A 13,259-nucleotide genomic window follows, 5' to 3' on the forward strand; every position below is an offset into this window, starting at 1 on the left:
ATGGATGTCAGCGGCCCTACGCGTAAGGGTCCTCTTCTTCGTCTTCGGGACCGCCGCCCCAGACGTCCTCGTCCTCGGCGATCCAGAACTGACGCTCGAGCTCCTTGTCCCCCTCGCCGTTCGGGCGCTGACCGCCCGCGACGCCCGGGGCCATCGTGTGGCCCGCGCCCGCGCCCTTGCCTCCGGTGCCCGGGGCACCGGCCGCACCGGCGCCCATCCCGCCGCCGAGGCCGCGCCCGGCGCCCGAACCGAGACCGCCGCCGCGACCGCCCGAACCGGGCGGCGTGCCACCTCCGCCGCCGGAGCCGCCGAGGCCCTTGCCGGAGAGGCCGGAGGAGCGGCCCGAGTCGAGTTTGCGTGGGCCCGTGCCCGAACCGGTGCCCAGACCGGTGGTCCGGCCCGAGTCGAGCTTGCGCGGCCCGGACGAGCGCGGCGGCGTGATGCCGCGCGTGCCCGTCGGCGCGGGCGTGACCATCGCGGGCGGCAGGTGGCTGCTGCTCGGGCCGAGACCGGTGCCGCCGATGTTGCTGGGCGGCAGCGAGGTCGGGCCGCCCCCGGCGAGACCGCCGGAGACGTCGTCGGGGTCCGGGGCCGAACTCCACGGGTTGTCGTCGAGCCCGTTCAGGCCGTTCCCGCCCGAGTAGTCCGTCGGCGGGAGACCGCCGGCGTTCGGGCCGAGCCCGTTCCCGCCGTTCAGCGAGTCGAGGCCGTTGCCGCCGTTGACACTGCCGGGGAGATTGGCGCCGTTGCCCGTGAGGTCGTCCGGGTCCGTGCTGGCGCTGAACGGGTTCTCGTCGTTCAGTCCATTGAGATCACTCGCGGAGTTGACGCTACCGGGCAGGTTCCCGCCGGCCGGGCCGTTCAGGCCGTTGCTGTTGAGGCCGTTCTCGTTGAGACCGTTCGCGTTCAGGCTGTTGGGGTCCGAGCCGCCCAGGCCCTTCAGGTCCGCGGGCGGGGCCTGGCCGTCCATACCGGCGCCCTCGAGGTCGGGCATGCCGCCGCCGTCGCCCGCGTCCAATTCCGGCGGGTCGAACTTGTCGGTCTCACCGTCGTTGAAGGTGGTCGGCTCGCTCTTGCGCACGTCCGGAGCGATCTCCTGGACGTGGGCCTCCACGTTCGCGTGCCGCTCGGTCACCTCCTCGTTGACCCGCGCGGCCTCCTCCTCCAACTGCTCCGAACCCTCGGCGCCCAAGGAGATCAGCCGCTCGTCGGCGTACTCGTCCGCCTTCTTCCGCGCCAGCTCCTCGCCCTTGAGCCCGTCCACCTCGTAGTCGGGGTTGGCGTTGACGTACTCGATCCACCGGTTGTACGTGGTCTCGCGGCCCTCCTGGACCTCGTCGATCACCGTCGGGTCGAACCCGGCCAGCTCCACGGCCTTCGCGATCTCGTCGTTCTTGTGGATCTCGCAGTTCTTGAAGAACGGCGGTCGAATGTGGATCTGGTGCGAACCGCAGCTCGTGCCCTGCATGTAGAACTTCGGCGCCGGGTAGACGCACGAGGTCCCGCCCTGCTGCTCGTAGATCTCGCTCTGCTTGTCGTCCAAGAGCTTCACCACGCCGCCCTTGCCGTCGTCGCCCGCGATGTCCCCGCTGACCTTCTTGCAGTTCTGGAGCACCGTCTCGGTCTGCTCCTCGAACCCGTCGAAGTCGGTGCCCTTCCAGAATCCCGAGAGCGTCGACAGGCCCTCCTTGAGCTTCGGGGCGATCGTCGCGAACTCGTCCGCGAACTCGACCCACTGGTCGCGGATGGTGTCGAGCGCGAAGTCGGCCTCCGGCTGCGGCCGGATCGAGGCGACCATGCTCTTGATGGTCTTGCCCTCCGGCAGCATCATCGTGCCCTCGCGCGCGGCCTTGAGGCTGTCGATCTGCGCCGCAACAGGCACCGCCGACATGAGCTTCACCCAGGCCGGCTCGGCCGGGTCCTCGACGGCGTTCGTGCACTCGTCGTGGCTGCACTGGGGGCTGACCTTCAGGTCGTTCTGCGCGGTCGTGAAGTCGGCGCCGCTCTGGCCTTCGGAGAGCTTCCCGTAATCGGTGCGCTCGAACTTTTCCTCTTCGGACACGGCTACTCGCTCTCTGCCTCAGTGCTGGCGTGGATCTCGGGACGCGGCGGTTCAGAGCAGGTCGGCATAGCCGTCCATCTCGCCCTCGGTGGTCGTGTCCGCCTCTTCGGCCAGGTCGGCGGAGTCGTTGAGGGTCTTGATCATCCCGTGCAGGGCCTCGCGCAGGTCCTGGAGGTTGTCCCAAGTGGTCTGGTGGAAGGTCTGGTAGTTCGTGCGCGCGGTCGCGGAGGCGTCGAGCTGCCCGAACGCGGGCAGGAGGCCCAGGCGCTGGCCGTTCTCCATCCGCGGGATCAGGGATTCGAGGTGGTCGAGCTGCTCGCGGACGAGGGTCCGGTACTCCTCGAGCGCTTCGGTGTCGATAACGCGTTCGGCCATTGTGGTCGCCTATCCGTCGGTGAGCGGCGCTCCCGCCCAGTGCCGGTATTGGTGGTGGGTGAGCGCTCTCTGAGACGCACGCCCGCAAAGGGATCGACTCGGTTGGCGCGCGCTAGGAGCGGAGATGGCGCCAATGATAAGCACACCTTTCCGAAAGCCGGGGTTCGGCACCCAGCGCGCCGAATGTACGTAATCGGCCGGATACCAACAGATTTCGATGTCCGCGACTGTGTTGAGCAGCGAGGACGCGAAACCGCCGCCCGCGCTGCGGCGGACGGCGGCTCCGGGATCCCAAGGAGTGCTTACGGATTCGTTATGAGAACTTCACATTCGAACGAGTTCGGTTCATTGCTCCGGCACTACTTCACCGCCCCCGCGACGAGACCGGACTGCCAGTACCGCTGCAGGAACAGGAAGGCGATCACGAGAGGGATGATCGACAGCAGCGAACCGGTGATCACCAGCGGGATCAGGTCCCCGCTCGCGCCGCCCGCCGCCGCGGCCTGGCCCTGCCAGCGCGCGAGCCCCACGGTGATCGGGTACAGCTCCGGGTCGTTGAGCATGATCAGCGGCAGGAAGTAGTTGTTCCAGGTGTGCACCAACGCGAACAGCAGGACCGTGGCGAAGCCGGGCGCGAGGAGGCGCAGCACGACCTGGAAGAAGATCCGGAACTCGCTCGCGCCGTCGATGCGGGCGGCCTCCAGGAGGCTGTCCGGGACCGCGGCCTCCACGTAGACGCGCATGAGGAGGAGCCCGAACGGGTTCACGAGCGAGGGCAGGATGATCGCCCAGGGCGTGTCCGCGAGGCCGATCTCGCTGAAGACGAGGTAGGTCGGGATCGCGAGTGCGGTGGTGGGGACCATGACCGCGCCGAGCACGATCATGAACATGGTGCGGTTGCCTTTGAAGCGGTACTTGGAGAAGCCGTACCCGGCGAGGGCGGCCAGGAGCGCGCCGCCGCCCGCGGCGGTGACCGCGTACAGGAGCGTGTTCCACAGCCACCGCAGGAAGACGCCGTCGTCCTGGGTGAGGGTGAGCCTGATGTTGTCGATCAGGTGGAAGTCGCCGGAGAACCAGAGTCCGAAGGTGGAGAACAGGTCCTGGCTGGTCTTGGTGGAGGCCACGAAGAGCCAGAAGAGCGGCAGGAGGAAGTAGGCCGCGGCGGCGAGCATGCCGATGGTGAGGACCGTGCTGCGCTTGGGCTTGTGGCGGCGCGGCTTGAGCGTGGTGGTGGTCATCGCCGGCTCCTGCGGTTGGTGGCGAACATGAACGCGTACGAGCCGGCCAGGATGACGAGGCCGAGCACGAACGAGACGGCGGCGGCGTAGTTGTACTCCTGGCCCACGAACGCGAGGTTGTAGGCGTAGAGGTTGGGCGTGTAGGCGTCGTCGATCACGGTGGGCGCCAGGGACTTCATGAGCTGCGGTTCGTTGAAGAGCTGGAAGCTGCCGATGATGGAGAAGATCATGCAGACGGCGAGCGCGCCGCGGAGTGCGGGGATCTTGATGCTCCAGGCGATGCGCCACTGCCCGGCGCCGTCGACGGCGGCGGCCTCGTAGATCTCAGTGGGGACCGAGCGGAGGGCGGCGTACAAGATGACCATGTTGTAGCCGGTGAACTCCCAGAACACGATGTTGGCGAGGGAGCCGAGCATGAGGTGCTGGCTGAGGAAGTCGGGTGCGCTGAGGCCGATCTTGTCGGCGAGTTGCGCGAAGGGCCCGAAGTCGGGGCCGTAGAGGAAGCCCCACATGAGGGTCGCGATGACGCCGGGGACGGCGTAGGGGACGAAGATGCCGAGCCGGGTCGTCCTCTTGAGACGGGTGAGGCCGGTGTCGAGCGCGAGCGCGAAGGCGAGCGCGGCGACGAGCATGATCGGCACCTGGATGAGGAAGAACAGGCAGACGCGGCCGATGCCGGTCCAGAGCTGATCGTCGCCGAACGCGCGGGAGTAGTTCTCGAGGCCGACGAAGACGTTGCCGCCCACGAGCTGTTCGCGGAAGAGGCTGAAGTACGCGGCGTAGAGGAGCGGGACGAGGAACATCGCGACGAACACGATCATGAACGGGGCCACGAACATGTACCCGGCGACGAGCCGGCCTCGGCGATGCCTGTGAGCCGTGAAGGTGCGCGGGCTCGTGCCCTGCCGGCGGCGGTCTGCGGTCGTGGTGGTCATGGCTGCCTCACCGTGAATCCCTGGTACTTGGCGTACTCTTCGATGCGCCGCTGCCAGTCCTCCATGGCGGCGACGGCGTCGGTCTTCTCGGCGACGGCCGTGCCGACGGTGGCGGTGAAGTCGGCGTAGACCTTGTCCTGGAACGGGGCCCACTGGAAGTCGGGGGCGACGGTGGCGCCGATCTCGGCGAAGAGGCCGTTGACCTCCTGGCCGCCGTAGAACTCGACCTTGCTGCCGGTGAACGCCGGGTCCTCGAGGATCGCCTTGGTGGGCGGGTAGAGGGACTGCTCGTCGGCCATGGTCTGCGTGGACTTCGGGTCGGTGTTGATGAACTGGGCGAAGACGGCGGCCGCGATCGGGTTGCGGGTGGTGGCCATGACGGCGGAGGTGGAGCCGCCCCAGTTGGACGAGATCTGCTGCCCCGCTTCCCATTGCGGGAGAGGCGCGACGCGCCACAGGCCGGAGGTGGAGGCCGCGGCGGACTGGAGGAAGGTCGGGGCCCAGGCGGGGGCGATCCAGGTGGCGTACTTGCCCTTGTTGAGCGCCTGGTACCACTGGTCGTTGAAGTCGGCGTCGACCGCGATGAGGTCCTGTTCGGACAGATCGCCCCAGTAGCGGGCGACTTTCTGCGCTTCGGGCGAGGTGAGGTCGACGTTGAGGTCGGGGCCTTCGGAGCCGCCGAACGGGTCCGCGCCGGCCTGCCAGAGCATCGCGGCGAAGAACGCGCCCTGGGAGGGCGAGAAGTTCGTCAGGAACACCTCGGGGTCGGCCTCGTGCAGCCGCTTCGCGGCGGCGGCGAAGTCGTCCCAGGTGGCGGGCACGTCGATGCCGTGGGCCTGGAAGAGGTCCTCGCGGTAGAGCATCCCCATGGGGCCGGTGTCCTGCGGGACGGCCCAGACCTCGCCGTTCGGGCCGCTCACCTGCGACCACGCGAACTCGACGAACCGGTCGCCGATCGCGGAGGCGCCGTAGGGGCCGAGGTCGAGGAGGTCCTCGGTGATGACGAAGGACGGGATCATCTGGTACTCGAGCTGGGCGATGTCGGGGGCGCCGTTCCCGGCGCGCAGCGCGGTGCGCAGCTTGGCGTAGTGCGGGTTGCCCTGGCCGGCGTTGACGACGTCGACCGAGATGGCCGGGTAGGCGTCCTGGAAGAGCGCCACTTCCTTCTCGATGTCGGGCACCCAGGTCCAGAAGTTCAGTTCCGTGGGGGTGCGCATCGCCTCGTCGATCTCGGCCTGGGTCACGCTCTTCGGCGGGTCCACAGTGTGTCGTCCGCAGGCGGCGAGCGCCAGTGGGCCCGCCAAGGCGGCCGCGAGGCCGGTCCTGCGACTGAAACGGGGATTCATCCGAGTCGGTCCTTTCCTGTTGCGCGCCAGTGCGATTCAGGAGCGTCCGCTGGCACTACTCATGTGAGAGGGGCGGTGCGGTCGAGGAGCGGACGACGAGGCGGCGGCGCGGTGCGGCCCCCTTCGCCTCGGGCTCCGGCGGAACGGCCCCGGGCAGGAGCCGCATGAGGACGTCGAGGGCGTGGGTCGCATCGCCTTCGAAGTCCTGCTGGACGGTGGTCAGCGGGGGCGTGAGGTAGGCGGCGGCGGGGATGTCGTCGAAGCCCACGAGGGAGACGTCCTCGGGGACGCGCCGTCCGGCCTCGTTGAGGGCGCGGGAGAGCCCGATCGCGGTGTCGTCGTTGGCGCAGAACACGGCCGTGGCCTCGGGCGGGAGTTCGAGTCCGGCCGCGTAGCCGCCGGCGGGCGTCCAGTCGCCTTGCAGCGGAGGGGGCGGTTCGATGCCGCGCGCGCGGTGGGCCTCGGCCCAGCCTTCGAGGCGTTCGCGCCCTTCCCACCAGTCCAGGGGCCCGGCGACGTGCCAGACCTTCGCGTGCCCGAGGTCGAGCAGGTGCTCGACGGCCTCGCGGCAGGACGCGGCGGTGCGGCCGCGGCTGAGGGCCACCTGGGACTCGGGGAGGTCGGCGGCCTGGCCGAGGCTGACGATCGGCACGCCGGCGGGGCGCAGGTGCTGGCCCTCGTCCTTCGGCTCGGAGAGGAGGATGCCGTCCACCCCTTGGGCGAGCAGCCAGTCGACGGCGTCCTGGATCGCCTCCGGTTGCCCCTCAGGCGTGTTGGCGACCATGAAGGAGAGCCCGGCGGCGCGGGTGGCGCGCTCCAGCGCGACGAGCATCGAGGCCGGGCCGTAGAGCGCGGAGCCGAGCGAGACGACGCCGATGCGCTTGAAGCGGCCGGTGATGAGGGCGCGGGCGGCGGTGTTGGGCCGGAAGCCGAGTTCGGCGGCGGCGCGGAGGACCTTCTCGCGCGCCTCTTCGCTGACGTAGCGCTCGTTGTTGACGACGCGGGAGACGGTCTTCTGGGAGACTCCGGCCAGGCGCGCCACATCGGTCATGCCGGGCGGCCTGCGCCGGGCATCATCGGAGGCGGCATGGGAGGTCATAGTGCTCCAGATCGTTTCTGACTACGTTGTCAGACGCAACCTACGCCACGTTCCGGAGCCCTGTCAAGGTATTGCGGGAGTCGCGATCAGATCGTACCGACCAATTCCGGCAGTGCGCCGTCGCGGGCGAAGACGGGGATCACGTCGATCGGCGCCGCAGCGTCGATCCACTGCCCGCCCTCATGAACGGCTCCAGAGTGGAGGTCGGTCCACGACGCGCCCTCGGGGAGATAGACGCGGCGGCCGGTCGCGTGCGCCTCGACGACCGGGGCCACGAGGAGATCGGGGCCGAACATGTACTGGTCCGCGAGGTCCCAGCAGACCGCGTCCCGCGGGAACTCGTGGAACACGCCGCGCATGACCGGCTGGCCCGACTCGTGCGCCTCGGCCATGAGCCGGCGCGTGTACGGCCGCATCGCCTCGCGCAGGCGCACATAGCGCACCAGGATCTCGTAGACCTCCTCGCCGAAGCTCCACAACTCGTTGGGGGCGCCCGAATTGCAGCGCGCCGAGCCGTCCTCCGCGATCACGCGCTCGCTCGGCTGCCGGTCGCCGTGCATCCGCATCACCGGGCAGAACGCGCCGAACTGGAACCAGCGCACGAGCAGGTCCCGGAAGTCCGGGTCCTCGATGTTCCCGCCGCCGAAGCCGCCGATGTCCGTGGTGAACCACGGGATTCCCGCGACTCCCATGTGGAGGCCCGCCGTGATCTGCCGCCGAAAGTCCTCATAGGAGGAGTGGATGTCGCCGGACCACACGAGCGCGCCGTAGCGCTGGGAGCCGGCCCAGGCGCAGCGCACGAGGTTCACGATCCCCTCCTGCCCTGCGGCCCTTTGGCCTTCGTAGAACATGCGGGAGAACGCCTGCGGGTAGACGTTGCCCACCTGCGCGTTCGGGCCGATGTGGTACCGGTAGTTGTCGAAGTCGTAGACCCCGTACTCCGGTTCGGCCTCGTCCAGCCAGAACACGTTCACGCCCAGGTCGTGGTAGTTCCGCTTGAAGATCTCCCAGGCCTTCTCGCGGGTGCGCGGGTTGGTCGGGTCGAGGAACATGCTCGGGCCGAGGAAGCTCATCTGCACCTCCAGCCCGCGCTCGGTGCGCACGAGCAGGTTCTCCTTCTTGAGCGCCGCGAAGTTCTCGGACTCGAGCGAGACCTGCGGCCACACCGAGACCATGAGCTCCACGCCCATCTCCTTGAGTTCGGCGACCATCGCCGCCGGGTCCGGCCAGAACTCCTCCTCGAAGCGGAAGTCGCCCATCTTGGGCCAGTGGAAGAAGTCCGCCACGATCACGTCGAGCGGCAGGCCGCGCCGCTTGTGCTCGCGGGCCACCTCGAGCAGCTGCTCCTGGTTCCAGTACCGCAGCTTGCACTGCCAGTACCCCAGGCCGTACTCCGGCATCATCGGCGCGTGGCCGGTCGCGGCGGCGTACGCGGCCGTGATCGCAGCCGGGTCCTCCCCCGCCGTGATCCAGTAGTCGAGCTGCTCGGTGGCGTCGGCGATCCACTCGGTGCGGTTGGCGGCGAACGTGGCCGAGCCGATCGCCGGGTTGTGCCAGAAGAAGCCGTACCCGGCGCTGGAGAGCACGAACGGCACGCTCACCTGCGAGTTGCGGTGCGCCAGTTCGAAAGTGGAGCCCTTCACGTCGAGGATCGCCTGCTGGTACTGGCCCATGCCGTACAGCTTTTCGCCCGCCACGGGCTCGAACGCGGCCCGCAGGCGGTGCGCGCCGCCCGGCAAGGGCCGGAACTCGCGGGCCGTGCGCTTGAGCGCGCCGCCGCTGCCCAGCTCCTTCAGGAGCGTCTCGCCGTCCGCGTCGCGGAACTCCAGCGCGCACCCGAAGCGGTCGTAGCCCGTCTGCCAGTCGAGCCCGCCCCAGGCCGTGAGGACGGCGGTGATCGCGCCGTTCGTCAAGGCCGCCGTCTCACCATCCACAGTGATCTGGACGTCGACCGGTTCCGGTTCGAGGAGCGCGAAGTCGGTGTCCAGCACCTCCCCCGCGCGGGTGCTCCGCACCCGCAGCGAGTCCCGGCCCCAGGCCTGCACGACCAGGGTCTCGCCGTCGCCGCGCCAGATGATGGCGTCCTTCGCCGTCTCGAACGTGTCCATGGGGGCGCTCTCTCCTTCGGCCGACGGCCCGAAACAACTGCGAACCGGTTCGCCGGAGATCATGCCAAGACTTCACCAGCACGTCAAGGGTCGCTCACAGGGTGAGAACGGCCCGGGCCCGCACGGCGGCGCGGGCCCGGGCCGGGCGGGTCAGCTCAGATGGAACGTGGCGTCGGCCCGCTCCTGCGCGGTGGCGACCGTCAGGACGTTCGCCAGCCCGCCCGCGGCCCGGATGAACCGGCCCGGGAAGTTGTACGACTCGAAGGACTCCGCGGCCGCGTCGGCGAGGCCGTCGCGCTGGTGGAAGCTCGCGTCGGCCGCGAACAGCGAGGTCCCGGCATCGGCCTCCACCCACAGCTCGTAGTTCTTGTGGCGCAGGTAGCGGCCCGGGAAGTTCGCCGACTCCAGCGAGACCGTGCCCGAGCCCGCCAGGCCCGGCACGATGCGGAACTGCGAGTCGGCCAGCATCGCCACCGAGGTGCCGGCCCGGACGCGGTAGTCGTAGTGGTTCAGATAGACGCCGGTCTGCCCGTGCAGCGCGAACCGGAACGGGGTCGCGCCGGCCGCGACCGGGATGCCGAAGTCGGGCGTGCCGTCCGCGCGCCAGTAGACCTTCTGGATCCTGGTGTGCCGGTTCGGATCGTAGAGCGGGTCACCGCTGATGGCCTTGTACGGGCGGGCGTGGTAGACGAGGATGTCGCTCTGCCCGTCCTCCGAGACCGTCCAGGAGTTGTGTCCGGGGCCGTACTGGCCCGTCGCGTCGCTGCTGCGCAGCACCGGCTGCGCGCCCTTCGTCCACGACGCGGGGTCGAGCAGGTTCGCCCCCGACGAGGCGGTCAGCAGCCCGACCGCGTAGTTCGCGTCGGTCGCGCTGGCCGAGAAGGTCATGAAGATCCGGCCGTTGCGGGTGATCGCGGCCGGACCCTCGTTCACCTTGTGCCCGATGGTCTCCCAGGCGAGCGTCGGCTTGCTGATGCGCACCGGCGTGCCTGTGATCGTCCACGGGTTCGCCATCGCGGCCAGGTACAGGCTGGTGCCCGAGCCGAGCTCGGGGTCGCTCTGGGCCCAGCAGAGGAAGCGGGTCGAGCCCTGCGTGAAGGTGGTGGCGTCCAGCGAGAACGAGTCGCGCGGGGTGACGATGCGGCCCTTCTCGGTCCACGTGCCGCTCATGGGGTTCGCGCTCGCGTTCTCGAGCACGTACATGCGGATCGCCCACACGTCGTCGGTGCGGCCGGCGGCGAAGTAGACGTACCACTTCCCGTTGACGAAGTGGATCTCCGGCGCCCAGATGTGCGCGCCCATCTCGCCGCTCGAATGCTTGGTCCAGATCGTCGCCTCGGCGGCGGTCGCGAGGCCCTGCAGGGTGGTCGCGCGGCGCATGACGATGCGGTCGTAGGCCGGGACGCTGGCGGTGAAGTAGTAGTAACCGTCGGTGTGCCGCCAGATGTGCGGATCGGCGCGCTGCTGGATGAGCGGGTTGACGTACCTGACCGCGGGCGTGTCGGCGGCCTGCGCCGCGGCGGCGGCGAACCCGACCCCGGCGCTGGACGCGGCGGCGACGCCGGCGGCCTGGAAGAGCCGGCGACGGCTGATCGGCGGGAACTGCATGACGGACTCCTCGAGGGGCGGGCGACCACGTCTTGTGATCGATAACAAGCCTGCAGCCAGACTAGGCAGGCACCCTTCGAAAGTCAACGATATGGATTCATCAATATCTATAGTCGCGAATATCCGGCGCCTCCGGGGAGGCGCCGGATGCGGCTACCAGCGGTCGTGGACCTGCGCGCGGATCTTCGCGTCGTACAGGTCGCGCACGGCGGCCAGCGTCGACTCCGACAGCGGCGCGAGGTCGGCGGCGGCCGCGTTCGCCCGCGCCTGTTCAGGGTTCCGCGCGCCCGGGATCACCGTGGAGACGCCCGGCTGCTGGATGAGCCAGCGCAGCGCGGTCTGCGCCGGGGTCGCGCCTTCCGGTGCGAGCGAAGCGAACTCGACGGCCGCCTCCACCCCCGTGGCGTAGTCGACGCCGGAGAACGTCTCGCCCTGGTCGAAGGCCTCGCCGTGGCGGTTGTAGTTGCGGTGGTCGTTCTCGGCGAACGCCGTGTCCTTGGTGTACTTGCCCGAGAGCAGGCCCGAGGCGAGCGGCACCCGCGCGATGATCCCGACCCCGGCCGCCTCGGCGGCGGGCAGGACGGCCTCGAGCGGCTTGAGGCGGAACGGGTTCAGGATGATCTGCACGCTCGCCGTGCCGGGCCGCGCGATCGCGGTCAGCGCCTCGTCGCAGGTCTCGACGCTCACGCCGTACGCGGCGATCCGCTCCTCCTCCACGAGGGCGTCGAGCGCGTCGAAGACCGCGTCCGAGGAGTACACCGGGGTGGGCGGGCAGTGGAGCTGCACCAGGTCGAGCCGGTCGACGCCGAGGTTGACGCGGGAGCGGTCCGTCCAGGCCCGGAAGTTCTCGAGCGTGTAGAGCGCCGGGTCGAGCGCGACACGCCGGCCCATCTTGGTGGCGACCAGGACCTGCGAGTCCGGGCGCTCCTTGCGGAAGCGGCCGATGAGCCGCTCCGAGCGGCCGTCGCCGTAGACGTCGGCGGTGTCGAAGAACGTCACGCCGGCCGCCACGGCCGCGTCGAGGACGGCGAGCGCGTCCTCCTCCTCGACCTCGCCCCAGTCGGCGCCGAGCTGCCAGGTGCCGAGCCCGACCACCGACACCCGCTGTCCGCTCCTGCCGAATACGCGCTGCTCCATCGGTCCCCCCGAATCGTCGATCTGCCTGTCGCGGGCAAGTCTAGGGAGGCGGTCCGGGCGCGTCCAGCGGGTCTCAGTCGGCGGTGTCGGCGGCCTGGACGACGGTGTCGTACTCGGTGTCGTCGACACAGGTGCAGGAGACGACGGTGTCGTACTCGATCCCGGAGGCGGGGTCGGTCAGCACGCAGGCGACCTCGTCGCCGTCCCGTGAGTGCAGGACGGATCCTCCACGGCCACAGTCCATCGGAACCCCGCCGGGCGGCCCGGGCGGACCGGATTCCCCGCGCTGGCCTGCGGGTATAGTTCCGCCCGTGCGCTATTATGTTCAGTTTCCCGCTGGAACCGGCGAATTGGTCGCGGCGTCGATCGGTTCGCACGTCGACCGGCCCGAGGTCGTCTACGCCGACGAGAGCTCGATGATCTTCGAGTCGGACACGCGGCCGTCGCAGGTGGCGCAGATCCCGTTCGTGAAGAACTCCTTCACGGTCATCGCGGACACGGTGCGCGGCGACCTCGACCGGGGCGTGCTGGACCTCGCGGACGTGCTCCGCGACGGCGGGCTCGACGCCAACGCCGACACCTTCCGCGTGATGTTCCACGTCGACGGCGCACTCGTCTCGGTCAGTCCGCGTGCGAAGCGCGCGCTCGAGACGGAGATCGGGTACGCCTCGGGCCAGCGCATGGTCGGGCGCGGTTCGGGCGAGGAGTACTGGGTGGTCGGCAGGACCGACTTCGACCACCTGATGCTGTGCCGCCGCCACCTCCGGCCGAAGCGCGCGGCCAAGGCCGCCGGCGCGATCTCGCACGAGCTGTCGTCGCTGCTCGTCGCGGCGTCCCGCCCCGAATCGGGTGACGTGTTCCTCGACCCGTTCGCGGGGTCGGGCTCGTTCACCAACGCGCGCATGGCGTTCCCGGCGAAGCGCATCGTCTACTCGGACACGGACCTCGAACGGCTCCGCGAGGACTTCCCTGCGGCCGTGCTCAAGAGCCGGGAGATCGAGTTCCTCGACGAGGACGCGCTGAAGCTGCCGTCCATTGCGGATCATTCGGTCGACGTCATCGTCACCGACCCGCCGTGGGGCGAGTACGAAGAGCTGCCGCTGGAGCTGCCCGAGTTCCTGGACGCGACGGCCCGCTCCTTCGACCGGGTCCTGGACGCCGAGCACGGGCGGTTCGTGCTCCTGATCGCCCGCCGGGCCGCCCCGGAGGCCGAGCGGGCCTTGGCCGCCAACGGTTTCGCAATCGGCTCGGTCCACGAGATCCTCGTCAACGGCCACCCGGCCTCGGTCCTGGTCGGCGGACGCGAAGCGGCGTGAGGGCCGAGACCCCCACGCCGCCTTGACGAGTCGCG

At 69.7% G+C, this 13,259-nt stretch carries 10 protein-coding genes; 1 reads left to right on the forward strand and 9 read right to left on the reverse strand.

The genetic code is table 11. The annotated features are described in order from the left end of the window. Nucleotides 1-16 precede the first annotated feature (16 nt). The 9 genes from O2L01_RS22470 to O2L01_RS22510 all read right to left on the reverse strand — a co-directional run bounded on the left by O2L01_RS22470 (nucleotide 17) and on the right by O2L01_RS22510 (nucleotide 11,908). Nucleotides 17-2,062 carry a hypothetical protein gene (locus O2L01_RS22470; RefSeq protein WP_270124271.1) on the reverse strand — a complete coding sequence of 682 codons (2,046 nt, stop codon included), beginning with the start codon at nucleotides 2,060-2,062 and terminating at the stop codon, nucleotides 17-19. A 51-nt stretch (nucleotides 2,063-2,113) separates the two neighbouring features. Next, nucleotides 2,114-2,437: a hypothetical protein gene (locus O2L01_RS22475; protein WP_270124272.1), complete on the reverse strand. Its 324-nt coding sequence runs from the start codon at nucleotides 2,435-2,437 to the stop codon at nucleotides 2,114-2,116. Between the two features lie 359 nt (nucleotides 2,438-2,796). Continuing rightward, nucleotides 2,797-3,675, reverse strand: a complete 879-nt coding sequence (locus tag O2L01_RS22480) for a carbohydrate ABC transporter permease (protein ID WP_270124273.1) — start codon at nucleotides 3,673-3,675, stop codon at nucleotides 2,797-2,799. Beyond that, a complete protein-coding gene (locus O2L01_RS22485) occupies nucleotides 3,672-4,610 on the reverse strand; it encodes a carbohydrate ABC transporter permease (protein ID WP_270124274.1) in 939 nt (312 codons plus the stop codon). The genes O2L01_RS22480 and O2L01_RS22485 overlap by 4 nt, the downstream gene beginning before the upstream one ends. Further along, complete coding sequence (locus O2L01_RS22490; RefSeq protein WP_270124275.1) at nucleotides 4,607-5,956, reverse strand: ABC transporter substrate-binding protein; 1,350 nt, start codon at nucleotides 5,954-5,956, stop codon at nucleotides 4,607-4,609. Before O2L01_RS22490 ends, O2L01_RS22485 begins: the two co-directional genes overlap by 4 nt. 55 nt (nucleotides 5,957-6,011) lie before the next feature. Then, on the reverse strand, nucleotides 6,012-7,055 hold the full coding sequence (locus O2L01_RS22495; protein ID WP_270124276.1) for a LacI family DNA-binding transcriptional regulator: 1,044 nt from the start codon (nucleotides 7,053-7,055) through the stop codon (nucleotides 6,012-6,014). Nucleotides 7,056-7,141: 86 nt separating this feature from the next. Further along, nucleotides 7,142-9,163, reverse strand: a complete 2,022-nt coding sequence (locus tag O2L01_RS22500) for a glycoside hydrolase family 31 protein (protein WP_270124277.1) — start codon at nucleotides 9,161-9,163, stop codon at nucleotides 7,142-7,144. A 150-nt stretch (nucleotides 9,164-9,313) separates the two neighbouring features. Beyond that, nucleotides 9,314-10,771, reverse strand: coding sequence for a family 43 glycosylhydrolase (locus O2L01_RS22505; RefSeq protein WP_270124278.1), 1,458 nt, complete (start codon nucleotides 10,769-10,771; stop codon nucleotides 9,314-9,316). A gap of 153 nt (nucleotides 10,772-10,924) precedes the next feature. Beyond that, entirely contained in the window at nucleotides 10,925-11,908 is a 984-nt protein-coding gene (locus O2L01_RS22510) for an aldo/keto reductase (RefSeq protein WP_270124279.1), read from the reverse strand. Between the two features lie 311 nt (nucleotides 11,909-12,219). Between O2L01_RS22510 and O2L01_RS22515 the strand changes: the two genes are divergently transcribed. Next, nucleotides 12,220-13,224 carry a TRM11 family methyltransferase gene (locus tag O2L01_RS22515; protein WP_270124280.1) on the forward strand — a complete coding sequence of 335 codons (1,005 nt, stop codon included), beginning with the start codon at nucleotides 12,220-12,222 and terminating at the stop codon, nucleotides 13,222-13,224. Nucleotides 13,225-13,259: the final 35 nt, after the last annotated feature.

It is taken from the genome of Glycomyces lechevalierae, assembly GCF_027622945.1.
GTDB classification, from domain to species: Bacteria; Actinomycetota; Actinomycetes; order Mycobacteriales; family Micromonosporaceae; genus Glycomyces; species Glycomyces rutgersensis.

Bases quoted from the DNA above. Each gene is read 5' to 3' on its own strand.
- O2L01_RS22485 (WP_270124274.1), bottom strand. From the start codon at position 4,610: ATGACCACCACGACCGCAGACCGCCGCCGGCAGGGCACGAGCCCGCGC.
- O2L01_RS22475 (WP_270124272.1), bottom strand. From the start codon at position 2,437: ATGGCCGAACGCGTTATCGACACCGAAGCGCTCGAGGAGTACCGGACC.
- O2L01_RS22490 (WP_270124275.1), bottom strand. From the start codon at position 5,956: ATGAATCCCCGTTTCAGTCGCAGGACCGGCCTCGCGGCCGCCTTGGCG.
- O2L01_RS22505 (WP_270124278.1), bottom strand. From the start codon at position 10,771: ATGCAGTTCCCGCCGATCAGCCGTCGCCGGCTCTTCCAGGCCGCCGGC.
- O2L01_RS22495 (WP_270124276.1), bottom strand. From the start codon at position 7,055: ATGACCTCCCATGCCGCCTCCGATGATGCCCGGCGCAGGCCGCCCGGC.
- O2L01_RS22480 (WP_270124273.1), bottom strand. From the start codon at position 3,675: ATGACCACCACCACGCTCAAGCCGCGCCGCCACAAGCCCAAGCGCAGC.
- O2L01_RS22500 (WP_270124277.1), bottom strand. From the start codon at position 9,163: ATGGACACGTTCGAGACGGCGAAGGACGCCATCATCTGGCGCGGCGAC.
- O2L01_RS22510 (WP_270124279.1), bottom strand. From the start codon at position 11,908: ATGGAGCAGCGCGTATTCGGCAGGAGCGGACAGCGGGTGTCGGTGGTC.